Annotated in this window: 15 protein-coding genes and 1 tRNA gene; 7 read left to right on the top strand and 9 right to left on the bottom strand. The window is 67.6% G+C overall.

What is annotated here, in order from left to right:
- Positions 1–72: 72 nt before the first annotated feature.
- Positions 73–780 carry an SGNH/GDSL hydrolase family protein gene (locus H3O04_RS21910; protein ID WP_202588441.1) on the bottom strand — a complete coding sequence of 236 codons (708 nt, stop codon included), beginning with the start codon at positions 778–780 and terminating at the stop codon, positions 73–75.
- Between the two features lie 311 nt (positions 781–1,091).
- Between H3O04_RS21910 and H3O04_RS21905 the strand changes: the two genes are divergently transcribed.
- Positions 1,092–3,179, top strand: a complete 2,088-nt coding sequence (locus H3O04_RS21905; RefSeq protein WP_202588440.1) for a UvrD-helicase domain-containing protein — start codon at positions 1,092–1,094, stop codon at positions 3,177–3,179.
- A gap of 111 nt (positions 3,180–3,290) precedes the next feature.
- Here the strand turns inward: H3O04_RS21905 and H3O04_RS21900 are convergent, their stop codons facing one another.
- Positions 3,291–4,178: a c-type cytochrome gene (locus H3O04_RS21900; protein ID WP_011546757.1), complete on the bottom strand. Its 888-nt coding sequence runs from the start codon at positions 4,176–4,178 to the stop codon at positions 3,291–3,293.
- A 251-nt stretch (positions 4,179–4,429) separates the two neighbouring features.
- Here H3O04_RS21900 and H3O04_RS21895 point away from each other — a divergent pair.
- The 4 genes from H3O04_RS21895 to H3O04_RS21880 all read left to right on the top strand — a co-directional run bounded on the left by H3O04_RS21895 (position 4,430) and on the right by H3O04_RS21880 (position 9,260).
- A tRNA-Arg gene (locus H3O04_RS21895) sits at positions 4,430–4,505 on the top strand.
- 202 nt (positions 4,506–4,707) lie between these two features.
- Entirely contained in the window at positions 4,708–6,321 is a 1,614-nt protein-coding gene (locus H3O04_RS21890; RefSeq protein WP_175769302.1) for a TIGR04222 domain-containing membrane protein, read from the top strand.
- A 239-nt stretch (positions 6,322–6,560) separates the two neighbouring features.
- A complete protein-coding gene (locus H3O04_RS36560; protein WP_202588439.1) occupies positions 6,561–8,504 on the top strand; it encodes a tetratricopeptide repeat protein in 1,944 nt (647 codons plus the stop codon).
- Positions 8,505–8,597: 93 nt separating this feature from the next.
- Positions 8,598–9,260, top strand: coding sequence for an acetyltransferase (locus H3O04_RS21880; protein ID WP_175780697.1), 663 nt, complete (start codon positions 8,598–8,600; stop codon positions 9,258–9,260).
- A gap of 10 nt (positions 9,261–9,270) precedes the next feature.
- Here the strand turns inward: H3O04_RS21880 and H3O04_RS21875 are convergent, their stop codons facing one another.
- From H3O04_RS21875 to H3O04_RS21855, 5 genes are all read right to left on the bottom strand, one after another.
- Complete coding sequence (locus H3O04_RS21875; RefSeq protein WP_175780699.1) at positions 9,271–10,413, bottom strand: DegT/DnrJ/EryC1/StrS family aminotransferase; 1,143 nt, start codon at positions 10,411–10,413, stop codon at positions 9,271–9,273.
- Between the two features lie 28 nt (positions 10,414–10,441).
- Positions 10,442–12,793, bottom strand: a complete 2,352-nt coding sequence (locus tag H3O04_RS21870; protein ID WP_202588438.1) for a tetratricopeptide repeat protein — start codon at positions 12,791–12,793, stop codon at positions 10,442–10,444.
- A gap of 258 nt (positions 12,794–13,051) precedes the next feature.
- Entirely contained in the window at positions 13,052–13,351 is a 300-nt protein-coding gene (locus H3O04_RS21865) for a flagellar protein FliT (RefSeq protein WP_034174307.1), read from the bottom strand.
- A 25-nt stretch (positions 13,352–13,376) separates the two neighbouring features.
- A complete protein-coding gene (gene fliD / locus H3O04_RS21860; RefSeq protein WP_175879298.1) occupies positions 13,377–14,885 on the bottom strand; it encodes a flagellar filament capping protein FliD in 1,509 nt (502 codons plus the stop codon).
- A gap of 132 nt (positions 14,886–15,017) precedes the next feature.
- The gene (locus tag H3O04_RS21855) at positions 15,018–16,175 is read right to left on the bottom strand and encodes a flagellin (protein ID WP_078040585.1); all 1,158 of its coding nucleotides are present in this window, start codon (positions 16,173–16,175) and stop codon (positions 15,018–15,020) included.
- A gap of 529 nt (positions 16,176–16,704) precedes the next feature.
- Here H3O04_RS21855 and rpsU point away from each other — a divergent pair.
- Positions 16,705–16,917 carry a 30S ribosomal protein S21 gene (gene rpsU / locus H3O04_RS21850; RefSeq protein ID WP_006401410.1) on the top strand — a complete coding sequence of 71 codons (213 nt, stop codon included), beginning with the start codon at positions 16,705–16,707 and terminating at the stop codon, positions 16,915–16,917.
- 163 nt (positions 16,918–17,080) lie between these two features.
- On the opposite strand, the gene H3O04_RS21845 is transcribed toward rpsU, so the two are convergent.
- Positions 17,081–19,204, bottom strand: a complete 2,124-nt coding sequence (locus H3O04_RS21845; RefSeq protein ID WP_202588437.1) for a TonB-dependent siderophore receptor — start codon at positions 19,202–19,204, stop codon at positions 17,081–17,083.
- A 229-nt stretch (positions 19,205–19,433) separates the two neighbouring features.
- On the opposite strand from H3O04_RS21845, the gene H3O04_RS21840 reads away from it, so the two are divergent.
- A complete protein-coding gene (locus H3O04_RS21840; protein ID WP_202588436.1) occupies positions 19,434–20,672 on the top strand; it encodes a PepSY-associated TM helix domain-containing protein in 1,239 nt (412 codons plus the stop codon).
- Between the two features lie 140 nt (positions 20,673–20,812).
- Here H3O04_RS21840 and H3O04_RS21835 read toward each other — a convergent pair.
- Positions 20,813–21,008: DNA-3-methyladenine glycosylase I (locus H3O04_RS21835; protein ID WP_202588435.1), on the bottom strand; the 196-nt coding region annotated here is incomplete at its 5' end.

Below are 21,008 nucleotides of genomic sequence, written 5' to 3'. Positions count from 1 at the left end.
GTCCTGGGTCCTGGCTCCCGGCTCCCAACCCCCGGCAAGCCGTGGCGGCAGTCAGCCCCCGAACGCGCCCCATCATCCGCCCGGCCGCTGCCGCACGGCGGCCGCGACCTGCGCGGCCCACACCGCGCACGCGGCTGTGCCGGGATGGAAGCCGTCGGCGGCCATCAAGTGGCGTTCGAGCGGCAGGTCGACCCGCAGGAACGTGCAGTCCGGTTGCGCGCCGGCCCAGCCGGCGAGCGCCGCGTTGAGCCGCTTCGCGCGCCGCCCCAGATACCACGCGAGCGGCTGCGGCAGCGCCGGGAAGCGCTCCATCGGCGGCACAGCCGACAGGATCGCGTGCCCGACCTGGAAACGCGTGGCGAGCAGCCGCACCAGCTCGGCCTGCTGCGCGAGCCAACGTGCGGGCGGCACGCCGCCCGTCACGTCGTTGACGCCGAGCGACGTCACGGCCACGTCGAACGGCTCGGCCGGCTCCGCGGCGAGCCAGTCGACCAGCTCCCGCGTGGTCAGGCCGGTGCGCGCGAGCAGTTTCCAGCGCACGCGGTGCGTGGCCGCCAGCGCGTTCGCCAGTTGCCCGGCGAGCGCATCGTGCTGCGTCGCGACCCCGACGCCCGCGGCGGCCGAATCGCCGACCACCAGCACGCGCAGCGGCGGGCCGTCACCGGCCACGCCGTCGCGCGGGCCGGCCGCCTCGGGCAGCCGCGGCGTGACGCGGCGCACGTAGCGCCCTTGTGCGAACAGCAGCGGGCCGAGGGCAGCGGTGGCGAACGGGTATCCCATGAGGTCGATCCTGCGGTGGTTGAAACGCATTGAAGCGGGCCGGCGCGGGTGCCGCCGGGGGAGTGCATATTGTGTCCGATCGCAGCGCGAACAGGGCCAGATTGGCCGAGCGGACAGGCACGACCACGCCGAACGGACAGGGGGCGCCCGCCCGGCAAGCCCGCGCGCCCCCGTCCGGCGGCGTGCCCGAAATACGCGCCGCCGACGTGTTAACATGCGCGTCCTGCCCCGCGTGTCCGCCTGCTTCGCCAGCCTGCCGCGCACGGCATCCTCCCGGCGTCCGCCGTCAACCAGCAACACCATCCGCCATCATGTCCGCAGGCCTCAATCCCGCTCAGAACGAAGCGGTGCGCTATCTCGACGGTCCCTGTCTCGTGCTCGCCGGCGCGGGCAGCGGCAAGACACGCGTGATCACGCAGAAGATCGCGCACCTGATCGAAGCGAAAGGCTTCGAGCCGCGCCATATCGCCGCCGTCACGTTCACGAACAAGGCGGCCGCCGAAATGCGCGAGCGCGTGTCGAAGCTGCTGGAAGGCAAGACGCTCACCACGCCGGGCAAGGAAGGCCGCAAGGTGCCCGTCAACCAGCTCACCGTCTGCACGTTCCACTCGCTGGGCGTGCAGATCCTGCGCCAGGAGGCCGAGCACGTCGGCCTGAAGCCGCAGTTCTCGATCATGGATTCGGACGACTGCTTCGGGATGATCCAGGAGCAGCTCGGCACCACCGACAAAGGGCAGATCCGCAAGATCCAGAGCATCATCTCGCTGTGGAAGAACGGCCTGATCATGCCCGACGAAGCGATGGCGATCGCCGCCAACGAGGACGAGCACCAGGCCGCGCTGGTCTACCGCAACTACGTGGCGACGCTGCACGCGTACCAGGCGGTCGACTTCGACGACCTCATCCGCCTGCCGGCCGAGCTGTTCGCGAAGAACGAGCAGGTGCGCGACCGCTGGCAGAACAAGCTGCGCTACCTGCTGATCGACGAGTACCAGGACACCAATGCGTGCCAGTACGAACTGCTGAAGCAGCTCGCGGGCCCGCGCGCCGCGTTCACGGCGGTCGGCGACGACGACCAGGCGATCTACGGCTGGCGCGGCGCGACGCTGGAGAACCTCGCGCAGCTCGGCAAGGATTTTCCGAAGCTGCACGTGATCAAGCTCGAGCAGAACTACCGGTCGACGGTACGAATCCTGACCGCCGCGAACAACGTGATCGCGAACAACCCGAAGCTGTTCGAGAAGAAGCTGTGGTCCGAGCACGGGATGGGCGATTCGATCACCGTCACGGCGTGCAACGACGAGGAGCACGAGGCCGAATCGGTCGTGTTCCGGCTGTCCGCGCACAAGTTCGAGCGGCGCGCGCAGTTCCGCGACTACGCGATCCTGTATCGCGGCAACTTCCAGGCGCGCATCTTCGAACAGGTGCTGCGGCGCGAGCGGATTCCGTACGTGCTGTCGGGCGGCCAGTCGTTCTTCGACAAGGCCGAGATCAAGGATCTGTGCGCGTACCTGCGGCTGATCGCGAACGCCGACGACGATCCCGCGTTCATCCGCGCGGTCACGACGCCGCGTCGCGGCATCGGCAACACGACGCTGGAAGCGCTCGGCTCGTTCGCGGGGCAGGCGAAGGTGTCGCTGTTCGAGGCCGTCTACATGGGCGGGATCGAGGCGCGGCTGTCGGCGCGCCAGGTCGAGCCGCTGCGGATGTTCTGCGACTTCATCCAGCGCCTGACCGAGCGCGCGGACAAGGAACCCGCGACCGTCGTGCTCGACGACATGATGGAGGCGATCCACTACGAGGCGTACCTGTACGACGCGTTCGACGAGCGGCAGGCGCAATCGAAGTGGCAGAACGTGCTCGAATTCCTCGAATGGCTGAAGCGCAAGGGCACGAAGCCCGAGACGGACGCCGTCGACGGCGAGGCCGAAGGTTTCCACAACGCGGACGGCCTCGCCGATACGGGCAAGAACCTGCTCGGCCTGATCCAGACCGTCGCGCTGATGTCGATGCTCGAGGGCAAGGACGAGGACCCGGACGCCGTGCGGCTGTCGACCGTCCATGCGTCGAAGGGGCTCGAGTATCCGCACGTGTTCCTGGTCGGCGTCGAGGAAGGCATCATGCCGCACCGCGGCGGCAGCGAGGACGACGGCCCGATCGACAACGAGCGGATCGAGGAGGAGCGCCGGCTGATGTACGTCGCGATCACGCGCGCGCAGCGCAGCCTGCACCTGAACTGGTGCAAGAAGCGCAAGCGGGCGCGCGAGACGGTCGTGTGCGAACCGTCGCGCTTCATCCCGGAGATGGGGCTCGACGAAGCGCCGCCGCCGACGCCGGAAGAAGCGCCGATGTCGCCGAAGGACCGGCTCGCGAGCCTGAAGGCATTGCTGCAGAAGTGACGCGGCGGCGCCGCGGCGCGCACGCTGGCGCGGCCAACTGGCGACACAAAAACGAAACCCCCGCGATGCAAGGGCGTCGCGGGGGTTTTTTACGGATGGCTGGGTGAGTCGTTACTTCGCCGAGTTGACCATGTAGTCGACGGCCGCCTTCACGTCGGCATCGGACGCGTTCGACCCGCCCTTCGGCGGCATCGCGCCCTTGCCGTGCAGCGCGTAGTTGTAGACCGTATCCATCGAGTCCTTCAGGCGCGGCGCCCAGTCTTCCTTGCTGCCGAACTTCGGCGCGCCCAGCACGCCGGCCGCGTGGCAGGCCTGGCAGGTCGACGCGTACAGCGCCTTGCCTGCCGTTGCCGCATCGGCGCCAGCCGGGGCGGCCGCGGGCTTTTCGCCGGCCTTCGGGATCGCGGCGATCGCGGCCATGGCGGCCGCGGCCTGCGCGTTCGACGCGTCGGCGCCCGACGCGGGCGCGCCGCTGGCGGGCTGCGCCGCGTTGGCGGCCGGTGCGGCCGGCTCGGGGAAGTTCGCGCCGTCGTTGTTCGCCATGTAGACGATCGCGCGGGCGATTTCATAGTCGCTGACGTCGTCGGGGCTCGTGCCGCCGCGCGCCGGCATCGCGCCCTTGCCCGCGAGGGCCGTCTTCAGCAGCGTGTCGAAGCCTTGCGAGATGCGCGGCGCCCAGTCGTCCTTGTTGCCGAACTTCGGCGCGCCGGCGGCGCCGGTGCCGTGGCAGGTCACGCAGACGGCCTTGTAGACCTCCTCGCCGGTTTTGTACGTGCGGGGTGCGTTGGCGTCCTTCACCTCGACCTTCGCGATGGGGGCGATACGTGCGGCGACCTGCTCGTCGGATAGCGCGTCCGTGCCGGCGCCGGAACGGAACGCATGGTTCGCGTAATTGGCGAACAGGACGATCAGGATGATCGGAATCGCGAACGACGCGATGATGACGGCAATCAGCTGCCCGGGGGTTTTGACGGGAGATTCGTGGGGTGCTTCGCTCATGCTTGCCTCGTCTCCATGAATAGGAATTGTGAGCGCGGTGCAACGGCAAAATGGCAGTCCAATGAAGCACGGACGATTATAGACGGAACGTTTACATCACGGCGAGCGGCGCGATGGCGCGTGTTTACCCGCACGCAGCGGCGCCCGGCGGCGATTCGGCGGGCAAGGTGGACGCGTCTTGGGAAACCGGGTATCCTTGCCGTCTTGCCAATCGTGGGCGGCCTGTATATGGGGTCGCTTCACTGTCTCACGCGCCCGTAGCTCAATGGATAGAGTACTGCCCTCCGAAGGCAGGGGTTGCTGGTTCGATCCCAGCCGGGCGCGCCAAATAGCCTGATTCCAGGCGTCGAATTTCCCGATCCGTTTTCCTGAAGTCGTCCAGGCGTAGCGTCACCGCACGGCAATCGCATCGTCATCGGCCGGGCCGTTCCCACGCTATTCCGCCGCCTTTCCGTTGTGCGAGAATCGCCCGCAACGACAACTCCAAGCGTCGATCGCGGCGGCCGTCCGCGCATCGCGCCGACTCCCGATGGCTGCCATCCCGTCTACCTCGACCGCAGTCGCTGCCTGCCCGCTGACCGATGCGCAGCAGGCGCTGCTCGCGCGTCTGTACGCGTATTCGCCCGACGATCCGCATGCGCCGCTGCCGTACAGCCGGCGCCTCGCCGAAGCCGAAGGCTGGTCGCACGACCACGCGCTGGCCGTGATCGACGAATACAAGCGCTTCGCGTTTCTCGCACAGGCGGCCGGGCATCCGGTCACGCCGTCGGTCGCGGTCGATGCCGCGTGGCATTTCCATCTGCAATACACCCTCGAATACTGGGATGTCTTCTGCGCCGATGTGCTGCGCGCACGGTTGCACCATATGCCCGGCACCGGCGCGCCGGACGAGGCCGCCGTGTACGCGCAGCGCTACCGCGACACGCTCGACAGCTATCGTCGGCTGTTCGGCTGCGAGCCGCCGGCATCGATCTGGCCGCGTCCGGTCGACCGGCAGGCCGAGGCGGATGCAGAGGCGCGGCAGACCGAGCGCATGGCCGCCGTGGCGCCGCGCCGCGCATGGCGCGACCGTCTACCGAAACTCGTGTGGCCGGCGGCGGCCGCGAGCGTCGCCGCGACCTGCGCATCGGCGCAGGATCTCGACGTGCTGGACTACACGGGACCGCAGTTTCTCGCGTTCTACGTGCCGGCCTGCATTCTCGCGTTGTTGCTGATCGTCGCGCTCCAGGCCATCGAATTTCGCATCCGGCGCTGGGGCCGGCGCACGCGCAAGGCTTCGTCCGGGCTGAGCGCCGACGAAGTCGCCTATCTCACCGGCGGCGAAGCACGGGTCGCGCAGGTCGTGACGATGTCGCTCGCGCATGCGGGCGCGGTCGACTTGTGGAGCGTTCACCGGCAAGGCAGCTACGTGAAGATCGCGGATCTGGAACGCGCGGGCCGGTACGACGACTACTGCGCGTGGCTCAACGAACAACCGTCCGGCACCGTGCGCTACGGCGTCTTTCGGGAGCGGCTTGCGAGGTACGCGCAGGAGGTCGTTGACGGGATGCGTGCGCAGGGCTGGTTCTGGGCGCCCGGCGAGTTGCGCGCGTCCCGGATGGCCGCGCGCGCGATCGTGCTGCTCGTGTTGGGCACGGGCGCCGCGAAGCTTGCGGTCGGTTTGAGCCGCGGGCGGCCCGTGCTGCTGCTGTGCATCTGCATGGCGGTGTTCGCGATCGCGTACCGGATCGTCGCTGGAAGGCTGACCGGCTTCGGGCGCGGCGGCGCCACGGCGGCCGGGCGCGCCGCGCTGCTCGAGCGCCGGAACGCGCACGATCCGCGGGCTGCGCGCAATCCGCAGCCGGTACGCGGGGCGGACGAAACGCACGGAGCGCGCCAAGCAGAACGCGACGATCCGGACCCGTTGCTGTGGACCGCAGCGCTGTTCGGTGCAGGCGCGCTGGCCGGTACCGTATGGTCGGCGTATGCAGGCCCGGTGCTGGCCGCGTCGCGGATGACGTCGGCCGCCGCGGCGAAAGCGGGCGGTGGCACTTCGTTCGACTCGTCCGACGGCGGTGGCTCATCGTCGAGCTGCAGTTCGTCGAGTTCGTGCAGTTCCAGCTCGTGCAGTTCGAGCAGTTGCGGGGGGTGTTCGTCGAGCTGAGCGGACGGCCGGTGTCGTTCAGCGAGGCCCCGCCACGCACGGGGTGACGGGGCCATCGCCCGAACAACCGCATGGAATGGGCTCAGATCGCCGCATTGCGTGCATGCATGCTTCGGTAACCTGTCAATCGACGCTCTCCGTGCCGAAACGGTTGCCCGGGCGCGACACGCGTCGCGCATGCCGGGCTGACGCCGTGACGGCCGGACGGGATGAATGTCCGCCGCTTTGCCCAGCCCTCCATGACGACGCCAGCTTCCGACGTTTCCGCGTGCGTTCAACACGCCGCGACCTTGTGCCAGAACGGACAGTTTGCCGACGCACTGTCGCGCGTCGCGCCGCTGCTTGATGCGCCCGCGGTGGACGTCGCGGCGCTGCACGTCGCGGCCGTCTGTGCGCTGGGCCTGAACCGGCTGGCGGATGCCGAGGCGTGGTGGCGGCGCGCGATCGATGCGATGCCGGCGTTCGAGCCCCCATACGACGGCCTTCACGCGCTGCTGCTGTCGCAGGAGCGCTTGCCCGAAGCCGAAGCGATCCTGCGCCGGCAGCTTGCCTGCGTCGCGCCGTTGCGCGCGTCGCACCATCACCGGTTCGGCAAGGTGCTCGAAGCGCTCGGCCGGCTCGACGAAGCCGAGCAGGCGTTCGGGCTGGCCCTGTCGATCGAGCCGCGGTCGCCCGACGTGCTGACCGATCTCGGCAACCTGCTTCGCATCCTCGGCCGGCCCGCGGAGGCGGAGCTCGCGTACCGGCTCGCGATCGCCGTTCGCGCCGATCATGTGCTCGCGCACGCGAATCTCGGCGCGATCCTCGTCGACATGCAGCGGCTGCCGGAAGCGGAGGCGGCCAGCCGGCAGACCATCGCACTGTGTCCGGATCATCCGGAAGCGCATTACAACCTCGGCGTCGCGCTGCAGAACCTCGATCGCTTGTCCGAAGCGGAAGCGGCCTATCGCGACGCCATCCGCTGCCGGCCCGGGCTGCCCCAGCCACACAACAATCTCGGCTGCGTCCTGCGTGCGCAGGGCCGCCACGACGAAGCGGCCGTCGCGTTCACCGACGCGCTGGCGCTCGCGCCGCAGATGGCCGAGGTGCACTACAACCTCGGCACGACCTTGGCGCATGCGGGCCAACTCGACGAAGCCGAACGCGCATACCGCCGCGCGCTCGACCTGCGCGCCGACTATGACGACGCGCGCTTCGGGCTGGCGACGCTGCTGCTTGGCCGTGGACGATTCGAGGAAGGCTGGCGCCGCTACGAATCGCGCTACGAGCAGTCGACGTTCGTGCACCGCCGGACCCGCGAGGTACTGCGGTGCGCGCAGTGGCAAGGCGAGCCGCTGGTCGGCAAGACGCTGCTCGTGTGGCAGGAGGACGGCCTCGGCGACATGCTGCAGTTCAGCCGTTATTTCGCGGAATTTCGCGCGAGGCGGGCGGCGCGGGTGGTGTTCGCGTGCCAGCCGGCGCTGCATCGGCTGATGGAGACGGTCGACGGTGTCGACGCGGTGCTCGATCACGAGGCGGCCACCGCGCAGGCCGCGCAATTCGATTACTGGACGAGTCTGTTAAGCGCGCCGATGCACGCGGGCACGACACTCGACACGATCCCGCCACCGGTGCGGTTCGTGCCCGATCCGGCACGCGTGGCGCATTGGGGCGCGCGCCTCGCTGCGCTGCTGGCCGGCCCGCGCGTCGGCCTTGTATGGAAAGGCAATCCGAAGCATCACAACGACGCGCACCGTTCGCTGCCGTCACTGGCATTGCTGACGCCGCTGTGGAGCGTGCCGGGCGTGAATTTCGTGAGCCTGCAGAAAGGGCAGGGCGAGGACGAAGCGCGCCAGCCGCCGGGCGGGCTGCCGTTGCTGCACCTGGGCTCGGAGCTCGACGATTTCGCCGATACGGCCGCGATCGTCGCGCAACTCGATCTCGTGGTGTGCGTCGACACGTCGACCGCGCATCTGGCCGCATCGCTCGGCAAGCCCTGCTGGGTGCTGCTGCCGAATCAGGACGTGGACTGGCGGTGGATGCACGACCGTGAGGATTCGCCGTGGTATCCGGGCACGGTGCGGTTGTTCCGGCGCGGGCGCGGCGAGAGCTGGATTCAGATGGCGGAGCGGCTGCGGGGGGCGTTTGCCGAGCATTTCGCCGCCGCATGCGTGACGGCGGACGAAATGGCGCATGGCGTCTGACATGACGGCGCGCGCGGCACGGGCGCGGCGACACGGCATACTGCGCGAAACGCGATCCTGGTGCCGCTGCTTATCAGTTCAATCGAGGCCCTTGTGGAAAACATCGTCATCGTCGGCTCTTCCGGTCACGCCAAGGTCGTGATCGACATCGTTGAACAGGCCGCCCGATACCGGATCGCCGGGCTGATCGATTCGTTTCGCCCCCCCGGCGAGGAGACGCTCGGCTACGCGGTGCTGGGCGCCGAGCGCGACTTGCCGCAACTGGTCGACAAACACGGGATCGCCGGGCTGTTGGTCGCCATTGGCGACAATCATGCACGCGAGAACGTGACGGCTGGTCTCGCGGCGCTCGTGCCGGGCTTGCCGCGCGTGTCGGCGGTGCATCCGGCGGCGCGCGTCGGCAAGGCGTCGACGATCGGCGCGGGCACGGTCGTGATGGCCGGCGCGGTGATCAACCCGAGCTGCGCGATCGGCGAAGGATGCATCGTCAACACGAATGCGTCGCTCGATCACGACGGTGTGATGGAGGATTTCTCGAGCCTCGCGCCCGGCGTCGTCACGGGCGGCAACTGCCGGATCGGTCGCGGCGCGGCGATCGGCCTCGGCGCGCTGCTGCGGCACCGGATTGCGGTCGGCGAGCACAGCGTCGTCGGCGCGGGTGCGGTCGTATTGCACGACGTCGAGCCGTACACGGTTGCATACGGCAACCCGGCGCGCCGGATCCGCACGCGCGCGGCCGACGAGCGTTACCTGTAGGCGCGGCGAGTCAGAAGGCGATCAGCTCGACGATGCGGCGGACCATGTCGTCGCTGAGCGCCGGATAGATCGGCAGGCACAGCACCTTGCGCGCGGCCTCGCTTGCGACCGGCAGGTTGTCGCGGCTGGCGGACGGCAGCCCGCGGTACATCGGAAATTCCGAAATCAGCGGATGGAAGTAGCGGCGCGCATACACATCGTAGTCGCGCAGCTTCTGGTACAGCGCATCGCGGTCGAGCGGATAGTCTTCGTCGACGAGGATCGCGAAATACGCGTGGTTCGCGACAGTCTGGCCGCCGAGCGGCACACAGCGGATGCCGCGCACGTCGGCCAGCAGTGTGCGGTACAGCGCGTCGATCTCGCGGCGGCGCGCGAGTGCGCCGTCGATATGCTGCAGTTGCAGCATCCCGAACGCGGCGTTGATCTCGCTCATCTTGCCGTTGATGCCGGGCGCGACGACGGTGACTTCATCGACGAAACCGAAGTTCTTCAGGTGATCGATCCGCTGCTTGGTCTTCGCGTCGGGGCAGATGATCGCGCCGCCCTCGAACGTGTTGAACACCTTCGTCGCGTGAAAGCTCAGCACCGACAGGTCGCCGTGCGCGAGCACGCTGCCGTCGGCGCTCCGCACGCCGAAAGCATGCGCCGCGTCGTAGATCACGCGCAGGTTGTAGTTGTCGGCGATCTTCTGGATCGCGTCGACGTCGCACGGATTGCCGTAGCAGTGCACGGGCATGATCGCGGTGGTCTGCGGCGTAATCGCCGCCTCGATGCGTGCGGGGTCCAGATTGAGCGTGCCGGGCGCGACGTCGACGAATACCGGCTTGATGCCGTTCCAGAGCAGCGAATGGGCGGTAGCGACGAACGAGTACGGCGTCGTGATCACCTCGCCGGTGATGCGCAGCGCCTGCAGCGCGGTGACGAGCGCAAGGGTGCCGTTCGCGAACAGCGACAGGTACGGCACGCCGAGATAGTCGCACAGCGCGCGCTCGAACTGCTGGTGAAACGGGCCGCCGTTCGTCAGCGTGCGGCTCTCCCAGATCTTCTCGAGATACGGGAGGAATTCCGCGAGCGGCGGCAGGTGAGGTTGCGTGACGTAGATGCGTTCGTGCGGCAGTTGCGCGACGGACGATGCGGGCAGGCTGGCGGTCATGATGGTCTCTCTCAATAACGCGCGGCGTTCAGGCCCCGGTCGCGGCCGGTGCGGTTGCCACGTCGTCGAACAGCGGCGTGTCGAATGCGGTGACGGGCTCTCCCGCGCACCAGCGGGTCCACATCGTGCGCAGCGCGGACGACAGCCCGGCCGCGACGACGGCCGGCCGGAACGCGGCGGATTCCCCGCAGCGCGCGCGCAGGCCGGCGCGAAGCGCCTGCAGCGCGGCGGTGTCGCGGCCGAGCGCCAGCGCCCGCGCGACGAAGTCGTCCTCGTCCTTCGCGATGTACGCATCGAGCCCGACGTGCTGCAGCCAGCCCGCGCTACCGCGCCCGGCCATCGTCGCGCCGGGGATCGTCACGGTCGGCACGCCCATCCACAGCGCATTCAGCGTGGTCGTCGACCCCGTATACGGGAACGTGTCGAGACAGAGATCGACGCCGTGGTGCTGTTGCATGTAGACCGGGATGTTCGAGCGCCGGTGGAATGTCAGACGGCCGACATCGATGCCCGCCGCAGCGAACCACTGGGTCAGGGTGTGTTGGTCGCCGGCATTGCCGATTGCGCCGAGCGCCATGCGAGCGGTCGGATCTGCATGCAATACGCGCGCCCAGACCTCAATGACGTGCGGGCTCAGCTTGTTCAGGCGGTTGAAGCTGCCGTAAGTCGTATAGCCGTTGTGCCGTGCCGGCAGCAGGTTGACCGGCGGGCAGTTGGGCGGCGGCATGAACGGCGCGATCGCCGGCAGCCGGACGATCTGCTCGACGAACTGGTCTTCGAACGCGCCGTGCGGCGCGACGAAGCGGTCCGACAGGTAATAGTCCATCTCGGCGAGGCCGGTCGTGGCCGGATAGCCGATCCATGACGCCTGCACCGGCGCCGCGCGCTGCGCCAGCGCGACGAGCCGGTTGCGACCGGTATGGCCCGACAGGTCGATCACGATGTCGAGCCGGTCATTGCGCAGGCGTTCGAGGAAGGCCTGGTCGCTCATGCCGGCGACGTTGCGCCAGCACGTCGCGTGGGCCTTGAAACGATCGGAGGTTGCATCTTCCTCGACGTGATTGTGATAGAAGTGCATCGCGATGCCGGTGTCTGCTGCGAGACGCTCGATCACGGGCACAGCGTAGGAGGCGACTGCGTGGTTGAACAGGTCGCCCGACACGAAACCGACCCGCAACTGGCGCGCAGGATCGCGCGGATTCGAGAACGCAGCCGTGCGCTTGCGCTTGTGGTTGTCGTACCGCTGGCCGAACTTGCGGTGCTCCGCGACGAGCATCTCCGGATCGAAGTCGCTGCTGTGCGCGATACAGAAGAGCATGCTGCTGTGGGTCACGTTGTCGGTCGGGTCGATTTCGATCGCTCGCCGCAGCCAGCCGAGTGCCTCCTGTGTCGCACCCTGTTCGAGCAGCACGAATCCTAGCGTGCCGTTCGGGGCGGCAAGGCCGGGTGCGAGTTCGACCGCACGCCGGCAGGCGGCGATCGCTTCCTCGGGGCGACGCAGCGCGAAAAGGACGAGACCGTGGATCCGTAACCCCTCCGGATGGTCTGGCCGGAGCTCAAGCAGGCGTCGGCACTGTTCGTCGGCTTCCGCAAGACGGCTCATTACCCGCAGCGTATCGGCTAGCAGGATGCGCACGAGCACTTCGTCCGGCAGCAATTCGACCGCGCGCAGACCGGCGTCGATCATCTCTGCATAGCGACCGTCCTTGTGCAACGATGCGGACAGCGCGCGCCAGCATGCGCCGTCGTCCGGATAATCGGCGGCAAGCCGTTGCGCAAGCGTAGTAGCTTCCGCGTACTTGCCTTTGCCGAAAAGCGCGGCGTGCTTCTGGAGCAAATTCTGTGGGGCTCGGGGCGCCGGTTTGCCGGCGCTCTCGCGCACTGGCGCAGTGGCTGCGGTTTCCTTGATGATCGCCGCTTCGATGTCACTGGAGGCTGCAGTTGCGGCCGCTGCGGTCGGGAGCACCGAATCGGGCATCGCCATTTGCGCGATCAGCCCATCGAGTGCGGGGCCGCGCACACCGCGCTGCTGCGCGAGCTCGACGGCGATCCACGCCGCGGGTGTCTGCCCGCTGCGGTGCAGTGCATGGATGTAGCTGACCCAGTAGTAGCCGTTGGTCGGATTCGCGCCGAGCGCGGCTTCGAAATGCGGCACCGCGTCGGCCGGTTGACCCGTATCGACCAGCAGCACCGCGAGGTTGTAATGCGCGTCGCCGTGCGCGGGCACCGCGTCGAGGATGGCCTCGTACAGTGCCCGGGCGTCATCGAACGCGCCGCTGCGCTGGCGCTCGAGCGCGTTGTCCATGACGAGCGCAATGTCCTGCGCAAGCTGCTGTTCGGGCGTGAGCGGGGCGGAGGCGGGCAGTTCGGTCGAGAACATGATGAAATCTGCGGAAAGTCGGTCGATACCATTATGGGTAGCGTGCCGTCGCGCCGATGCCGCGAGGTGACGGGAAAAGCCCGGTCAGTTTGGCCGATTGAGCGGTCGGCCGAGGCCGGGACGGTGCGGCTGGCGGCGCCCAAAAAAACGCCCGCACGAGGCGGGCGGGGAGGCGAACGAGCACGCCCTCACATCAGCGTGTAGTTCTTGTTGTCGGATTGGCGGCGCGTGCGTATCGAGCACGCCGCGCGGCGGGTCTTAACGGTTCGCGATGCTCTGGTACTGGCCGACGGCCTGCACGCGGCTCATTGCCGCCTGGTATTCGTCGGTCAGCTCCTGCTGCGCGCGTTGCGCGTCGGCGAAGATCCGGTCGTTGCTGGCCTGCATGCGGCGGATCGCGGCGATGCCGACGGGCGGCTGGTCGGTGGAGAGCAGCGCGACGAGCGACCCGCGCGCATCGACGAGGCGCACGGCCTCGATCCAGTCGGCCATCGCGGCCGCGTGTTCGATCGCATCGGTGAACGCGTCGATCTGCGCAATCAGTTCGGTCTGTTCCATCTGGGCTCTCCTGTCCGGCTAGCGGTCAGCTCTTGTTGTTCGCCAGCGCGCCGCCGCTGTTCGCGCCGCCGAACAGCTGGGTCAAGTATTGCGAGTTGCTGTTCATCGTCGCCATCAGCGTGTTGAGCGCGGTGAACTGCGCCTGGTACTGGCTCGTGAGCTGGGCTGCGTAGTTCGACAGCGTCGTCTGCTGCTGGGCGACGTTCTTCAGATCGTTGCTGAGCGCGGTAGTACGCGCGGCGATCAGTCCGTTCGTCTTCGTGTAGTTCGTGATGTTCGTCGTCAACTGCTCGCCGATCCCGTTGGTCGAGTTGAACAGCGACGCGACACCCGTCGGATTGTTCTGCAGCGCGCCGTTGAGCGCCGTGCTGTCGACCTTCAGCGTGCCGTCGGCCTGCAGCGTGACGCCGATCGACGCGAGGTTGACCGTCGAGCCGTTGCTGGTCACGCCGCTCGCGACGATCGACGCGAGTGCGTTCTTGATCGTGTTCAGCGTCGAGTCGCCGAGCAGCGGGCCTTGCGACGACGCGCCGGACGTGAAGCTCGACAGCGAGCCCATCGTCGTGACGAGCGTGTTGTAGAGCGTCGCGAAATTGTTGATCGCGGCGGCCTGGGATTTCGTGTCGGTCGCGACCGTCAACGTTTGCGGCTGCGTGGCGCTGACGGCGGCGCTGGTCAGGTTCAGCGTGACACCGGTGATCGCGCTCGTCACGGTGTTGCTCGCGCTGGTGCCGGCGATCCCGTTGATCGTGAAGGCGGCGTCTTGCGCGGCGGTGCTTTGTTTCCACGCTGCGCCGCTATTCGCGGACGTGATCGTCGACTGGCCGCCCGTCGTGCTGGCCGTCGACGTGACGCCGAGGCTGGACAGGCCGTTGTCGCCGGCGACGTTGCTGAGCGCGACGCCGATCGTGCTCGCCGCGCCGGTCGGCGTCGAGCTGAGCACGAGGTGCGCGCCGTCGCTGCCGTTGACGACCGACGCGACGATGCCCGGGTTCCCGGTCGCGGAGTTGATCGCGGCGGCGATGCCGGACAGCGTGTTGTTGGTGCCGTTCACATCGACCGAGAACGACTGGCTGCCGAGCGACAGCGTCATCGTGCCGGTGCCGAGCGCGGTCGACGCGCCGAACGCGGCCGACGACAGCGACTGCGACGTCGCGATCTGCGTGACGCCGACCGAATAGCTGCCCGCCACTGCGCCGGCGCCCGCGGTCGCGGTGAGGCCGGTGCCGCTCGCGGTCGCGGTGAAGGTGTTCTGCAGCGAGCCGTTCGACAGCGTCGTGAGGCTGGCCTGCAGTGCGCTCAGCGCGGCCGACAGCGCGCCGTACGCGGAAATCTGGGTGTTGTCGCTGCTTTGCTGCGCGTTGAGCGCGGCGGCCTGACCGGCGGTTTTCGCATTGACGAGAGCCGTCACGAGCGAGTTGACGTCCATCGACGAGTTGCCGGTCGAACCGCTGATGATCGATTGGGCAGCCTGCTGCAGCGCGCTGTTGGCTGAGTTGTTGGCGGCGGTGACGGCGGGATTGATCGTCGACATCGTAGTGCTCCGTGCGGCGGATGATCCGTGGAATTCTGGGTGAAGACCTGACGGCGGGGCAACGCCCCGCGCGCCAAGTGCCTGCGGCCGGGCCGCGCGTTATGCGGGGCCCGGCCGTGGGTTGCTACGCGATTACTGCAGGAGCTTCAGGACCTGCTGCGGCAGCGAGTTCGCCTGTGCGAGCACCGAGATGCCTGCTTGCTGCAGCACCTGGTTCTTCGACATGTTCGCGGTTTCCTGCGCGAAGTTCGCGTCGGTGATCTGCGACTGTGCCGACGACAGGTCGGTCGATTCTGCCTGCTGCGACGTGGCGATTGCCGTGAAGCGGTTTTGTGCCGCGCCGAGTGCCGCCTGCACGTTGTTCACCGTCTGCAGCGCGTTGTCGATCGACACCATCGCGACGTTCGCACCGCTGACGGTGCTGATGTCGAGGTTCGACACGGTTGCCGGCTTGTTGACGGCGTTGATTTGGGCAACTGCGTTCGAGATCGCGGTGAGCGATGCCGACGACATGCTGCTGCTGGTTGCGCTCGAGCTGATCGCGATCTGCGTGACGGTCGTGCCGTTGGATGCAGCAGCGGTCGACGTCGTAAAGATTGCCGATGCCGTTGCGCCCGTGATCGCCGTGCCGTTCTGGTCGGTGAACGTGAAGCCGCCCTTGCCGTCCGACGTCACGTTGACTGCCGTGATCACTGCACCCGACGACGTGTATTTGCCGGCGGAGTCGAGGCTCAGGCCCGTGACCGTGCCGACCGTCTGGCCGCTCTGAACGACGCCGCCGCCGATCTGCGCCGCCGACATGCTTTGGCTCAGGTCCAGCGAAATCGTCTGGCCGACGTTCGCGCCGACCTGGAACGACACGATGCCTGCGTTGCCGTTCAGAATGTTCGTACCGTTGTACGTCGTTTGCGACGCGATACGGTTCACTTCCTGGATCTGCTGCGAAACTTCCTGTTGCAGCGCGGCTTGGTCGGTCGTGGACATCGTGCCCGTCGACGCCTGGACGGCCAGCTGGCGGATACGCTGCAGGCTGTTCGTCAGCGACGACAGTGCGCTCGAAGCCGTCTGGATCATCGACACGCCGTCGTTGGCGTTCGAAACGCCCTGGTTCAGACCGTTGATCTGGGTCTGCATCCGGGTCGAGATCGCGAGGCCTGCTGCGTCGTCCGCTGCGCTGTTGATGCGCTTGCCCGACGACAGGCGCGTGATGGCCTGGGACAGGGCGTTTTGCGAGCCGTTGAGGTTCTGCTGTGCAACCAGCGAGTTGATGTTGCTGTTAATTCCGAGCATGGAAAATCTCCTGTTTAAGCCGAAAGCCCTGGAAAGCCGTTTTGGCGTCGGCGGAAGCACTCGTTCATTGCTGGCCGCCTCAGAGCAGGATTTCGGCGCACCAAAACAAAACTTGAGGGGCACTTGGAGATTCGGCCCGATTTTTTATCCTTCTTTGTCATTTCGGACCGCCCCGGCGCGACGCCGGATTAAACGGGGGCAGAAACCGGCCCGATGCGGCTCCGCCACTCAGTCGTGACGCTGTGCACACACGACCGACAAAAGGGTGGTTTTGTCTGTGATTCCCTGCTATGATGGCGGGCTGAATTGAGATTTTCTGTCACGCCTTTGCCGGTTTCGGCATGTCTGCTGGCAGTCAAACGCGGCGCTGCACGCGGTTGTGAAGCGTACTCGCGGTGCTTTCCGCCTCTCTTTTCCGGCCTCCGAGGCCGTATTTCCGCTCGTTTCGCCTGTTGTGGGAACGCTCGGATGGCCGGTGCGTGGCGCTTGGCCGCTACGTTTTTGACCGTTTAAGCAATTTAGGAACGACATGACGACGATTCTTCTGAAAGAAAACGAGCCGTTCGAAGTGGCGATTCGCCGCTTTCGTCGCGCTATCGAAAAAAATGGCCTGATCGCTGAACTGCGTGAGCGCCAGTCTTACGAAAAGCCGACCGCAGTCCGCAAGCGCAAGAAGGCAGCAGCCGTCAAGCGCCTGCACAAGCGCCTGCGCAGCCAGATGCTGCCGAAGAAGCTCCACTAAGAGCGTCTGACGGTTCGCCGCGAAACGGCGGAGTGTGCCTCGAAAGAGGCCGCTCCGCCGTTTTGCTTTTGCAGGCCGGGAAAATCCCGAGGCTGCGGCGGCCGACGGGCCGCGCGGCGGCGCCGGCCGGAGGCTTGCGGTATGCAGCCGCCGGCCGCTGCGTTCAGAAGTCGATCTTCGCGCTCAGGCTCACCGTGCGCGGATCGCCCGGCTTCACGTAGTCCGCGTACTGGTATTCCCAGTAACGGCGGTTCAGCACGTTGTCGATCGATGCGCGCAGCGTCACGTCGTGGCGGCCGACCCGCGTCAGGTAGCGCGCGCCGGCGTTGACGACGAGAAAGCCCGGCGCGTCGAGGCCGCCGGCCGCGCGCAGCGGCGTCGCGCCGGTGAATTTCGCGTCGACGCCGAGCGTCAGCCCCGGCACGCCCGGCACCGCATAGCCGAGGTCGCCCGCGAGTACGAAGCGCGGCGCGCCGGCGACACGGTTGCCGTTGTTGCCGATCCCGTTCGCGTACCAAGCGTCGAGCAGCATCGCATCGACGCCCGCGTTCCAGTGCGCGCCGAATTTCGCGCGCGCGCCGACCTCGATCCCCTGAATGATCGATTCGCCATCCTGCACGTAGACGTTCGCGGCGTTCGCATATTCGGCGCTGCGCTCGATGCGGAACAGCGCGGCCGTCGCACTCCAGCGCGCGTGCTCGCTCTTGATCCCCAGCTCGTACTGCTTGCTGCGCAGCGGCTTGAGCACCTGGCCCGCGTTCGCGTAGACGTCGTTCACGCGGCTGCCGGGCTCGAGCGACTCGGCGTAGCTCGCGTACGCGGTGGTCGTCGGCGCGAGCTTGAACATCACCGCGAAAGTCGGCGTCACCACGCCGTTCTGGCGGTAACCGGGGTCCTCGGGGCCGCTTGCCTGGAATGCGCGCTGCTCGTAGTTCATGTAGCGCACGCCGGCCAGCACCGACCAGCGCTCGGTCAACTGCACGGTGTCGCTCGCGAACAGCGATTTCTGCACGATCTCGCTCGTGCGGTACTGGATGAAGCCGTGCGGACTCTCGTAGCGGTACGGATTCGGCGCATAGAGGTTGCCGGCGCCCAGCGGCACGAACACGCTGTTCGCCGAATAGTCGTTCGCCTGCTTCTGCCACGACGCGCCGAGCACAATCTGGTGGCTGACGGGGCCCGTGCGCACCTTGCCCTCGACCATCGCGCGCCATTGGCTGAAGCGGTGATCCTCCATGCCGACGTAGCGGCTGTCGGTGTAGTTGCCTGCGGCGTCCTGCAGGTACAGGGTGCTTTCGTTACGCCGGCGAGTGGCCTTGCTGTAGCTGTACGCGACGTCGAGCTGCCAGTCCGGCGCGAGCTGGTATTGAAGCCCGGCCGTATAGAGCTGCAGGTTCGTGTTCAGGTACTGGTCCTTGCCGCCCAGGTTCGTCGACCCGCCGCTGATCGTGGCGGGCAGTGCGCCACCCGGATAGCTGCCGGTGAAGATCGACGGCGTCTGGCCGGTCGTGCGGCGATCCTGGTACAGCGCACCGAACGACACGGAGAGGTCGCGCGTCAGGTTCGCCTGCAGCGCGAGCGACACGCTGTCCCGGCGGATGTTGCCGTCGTTGTACGTCTTGCCTTCCTCGTGCGTCGCATTCAGCCGCGCGCCGAACATGTCGTTCGGCCCGAAGCGCTGGCCGAGATCGACATGCTCCGTCCACACGTTGGTGCTGCGGTAGCTGACATCGACGCTGCGCACCGGCTCGGCGCCCGGCTGCTTCGTCACGTAGTTGACGACGCCGCCCGGCGTCACGAAGCCATACAGGAAGCCGCCGAGCCCCTTCAGCAGTTCGACGCGCTCGAGCTGCTCGTACGGCATCGTGATGCCGTACGTGACAAACGGCAGCCCGTCGATCTTGTAGCCGTTCTGCCAGTCGAGCTGCATGCCGCGCACGGTCATGTAGCTGGCCCACGCGCTGTACGCGCCGCTGTTGTCGGACGCCGACGCGTCGTTCGCGAACACGTCGCCGAGCTTGTACGGCTGGCGTGCCTCCAGTTCTTCAGACGTGACGATCGTCGTCGAGAACGGCGTGTCCAGCTGGCGGCGGGTGCCGAGTGCACCGGTCGAGATCGTGTCGGTCAAGTGTTGGGGTGAATCGTGCGCGGCCGTGATGTTCAGGGCAGGCAGGACCGCGGCGTCGCCGGATGAATCGTCCGCATGCGCGAGCGAGGCGGCAAGGCAGGCGAGGGCGGCGGCCACGCGGCGTGGACGGACAGGAGGGCGGGCAAGGCTGACGGTCATGGCGAGCGAGCAAAAATGCGAGTAAGAATCATTCGCATTGCGTTAAAATGTCGCGCATCGTATCAAAACCCGCCCACCGCGCAACAATTCCATGCCGCGTACAAGGGCATCCGGCCTTGCCTGACCCGGCCGGGTGACCGTTGCGCGGCGTCCGACATCGAATGAACTGCCTCCCGTCGAATCGGGGCCGCCGCTCGTGCCGGCCCGCCTTCCTTTCGCTGCGCACGCGATGAATGCGTTCCTGCGACCGTTTCTCGTCCGCCTGCACCGTTGGTTCGGACTCGCCATCGCGCTGTTCCTGTTCGTCGCGGGGCTCACCGGCGCATTGATTGCGTGGGACCACGAGCTGGACGCGGCGCTGAACCCGGATTTCTATATCGCGCGCAGCGGCGCGGCGCCGCTGGCGCCGCTCGAACTCGCGGCGCGCATCGAGGCGGCCGATCCGCGCGTGCAGGTGACCTATCTGCCGCTCGCGGTCGAATCGGGGCACACGCTGCAGGCGGGCGTGATGCCGCGTACCGATCCGGCGACCGGCCAGCCGTATGCACTCGGTTTCAGCCAGGTCGCCGTCGATCCCGCCACCGGTGCGGTGCAGGGCCGCCGCGAATGGGGCGCGCTGTCGCTCGCGCGGCTCGACCTGATGCCGTTCATCTACCGGCTGCACTATTCGCTGTTCCTGCCCGTGTACGGCGGGATCAACTTCGGGTTCTGGGTGATGGGCGTCGTCGGCATCGTGTGGGCGATCGACAGCCTGATCGCGCTGGTGCTCGCGTTTCCGAACCTGAAAAGCTGGCGCAAGTCGTTCGCGTTCCGTGTGCGGCGCGGCGGCTATCCGCTCGTGTTCGACCTGCACCGCTCGGGGGGCGTGTGGGTGTGGGGGCTGCTGCTCGTCGTCGCGGTCACGTCGATTTCGATGAACCTTGCCGTTCCGGTCGTGCGCCCGTTGATCTCGCTGGTGTCGCCGCTCGCGGAGACGCCGTACACCAATCCCGAGCATTTCCCGCCGGCCCCTGCGGGCAGCCAAGTGCTCCCGCGCGAGCGGATCGTCGAGATCGCCCGCTCGGCCGGCCGCGACTCGGGGATCACCGCGCCGCCGGGTGCGCTGCTGTTCGCTCCGGCGATGAATGTCTATGCGGTCGGGTTCTTCACGCCGGGCAATGACCATGGCGACGTCGGGCTCGGCAATGCGTGGCTGTACTGGAATGCGGTGACCGGCAAACCCGTCGCGGCGCAGGTGCCGGGCCGCGGTTCGGCTGGCGACCTGTTCATGCAGGCGCAGTTTCCACTGCACTCGGGGCGGATCGCCGGTGTCGCCGGACGTGTCGCCGTGAGCGTGCTCGGCATCGTGATCGCGATGCTGAGCGTAACGGGCGTCTGCATCTGGGTGAAGAAGCGCAGCGCTCGCGGGCGGGCCGCGCGGAGCGCGCGGCCGGTCGTGCCGGTGTCGTCGTCGCGCGCCGCGCGGTAAGGGCCGGGCGGCAAGCACCGAGCACCGAGCACCGAGCACCAAGCACCAAGCACCAAGCACCAAGCACCAAGCACCAAGCGGACGGTGCTATCGTCGCAGGTCGGCGGCGCGGCACCGGCGCCGAACTTGCCTCCGCGCCGTCAGCCCGCCTTGCGCCGGCGGGCCGGCTGCTTGCCGCCGAGCGCCGCGCATTGCGCGTGGCACGGGCAGCCGGCTTCGTGATCGTTGACCATGCCGGTCGCCTGCATCAGCGCATAGCAGATCGTCGAGCCGACGAACTTGCAGCCGTACGCCTTCAGCGCCTTGCTGAGCGCGTCGGACTGCTCGGTCGACGCG

The organism is Burkholderia sp. KCJ3K979 (assembly GCF_016759955.1).
Classification (GTDB): Bacteria; Pseudomonadota; Gammaproteobacteria; order Burkholderiales; family Burkholderiaceae; genus Burkholderia; species Burkholderia orbicola.
This window is presented reverse-complemented; position numbering and strand designations above follow the sequence as displayed.

Bases quoted from the DNA above. Each gene is read 5' to 3' on its own strand.
- H3O04_RS21910 (WP_202588441.1), bottom strand. From the start codon at position 780: ATGGGATACCCGTTCGCCACCGCTGCCCTCGGCCCGCTGCTGTTCGCA.
- H3O04_RS21905 (WP_202588440.1), top strand. From the start codon at position 1,092: ATGTCCGCAGGCCTCAATCCCGCTCAGAACGAAGCGGTGCGCTATCTC.
- H3O04_RS21900 (WP_011546757.1), bottom strand. From the start codon at position 4,178: ATGAGCGAAGCACCCCACGAATCTCCCGTCAAAACCCCCGGGCAGCTG.
- H3O04_RS21890 (WP_175769302.1), top strand. From the start codon at position 4,708: ATGGCTGCCATCCCGTCTACCTCGACCGCAGTCGCTGCCTGCCCGCTG.
- H3O04_RS36560 (WP_202588439.1), top strand. From the start codon at position 6,561: ATGACGACGCCAGCTTCCGACGTTTCCGCGTGCGTTCAACACGCCGCG.
- H3O04_RS21875 (WP_175780699.1), bottom strand. From the start codon at position 10,413: ATGACCGCCAGCCTGCCCGCATCGTCCGTCGCGCAACTGCCGCACGAA.
- H3O04_RS21870 (WP_202588438.1), bottom strand. From the start codon at position 12,793: ATGTTCTCGACCGAACTGCCCGCCTCCGCCCCGCTCACGCCCGAACAG.
- H3O04_RS21865 (WP_034174307.1), bottom strand. From the start codon at position 13,351: ATGGAACAGACCGAACTGATTGCGCAGATCGACGCGTTCACCGATGCG.
- fliD (WP_175879298.1), bottom strand. From the start codon at position 14,885: ATGTCGACGATCAATCCCGCCGTCACCGCCGCCAACAACTCAGCCAAC.
- H3O04_RS21855 (WP_078040585.1), bottom strand. From the start codon at position 16,175: ATGCTCGGAATTAACAGCAACATCAACTCGCTGGTTGCACAGCAGAAC.
- rpsU (WP_006401410.1), top strand. From the start codon at position 16,705: ATGACGACGATTCTTCTGAAAGAAAACGAGCCGTTCGAAGTGGCGATT.
- H3O04_RS21845 (WP_202588437.1), bottom strand. From the start codon at position 19,204: ATGACCGTCAGCCTTGCCCGCCCTCCTGTCCGTCCACGCCGCGTGGCC.
- H3O04_RS21840 (WP_202588436.1), top strand. From the start codon at position 19,434: ATGAATGCGTTCCTGCGACCGTTTCTCGTCCGCCTGCACCGTTGGTTC.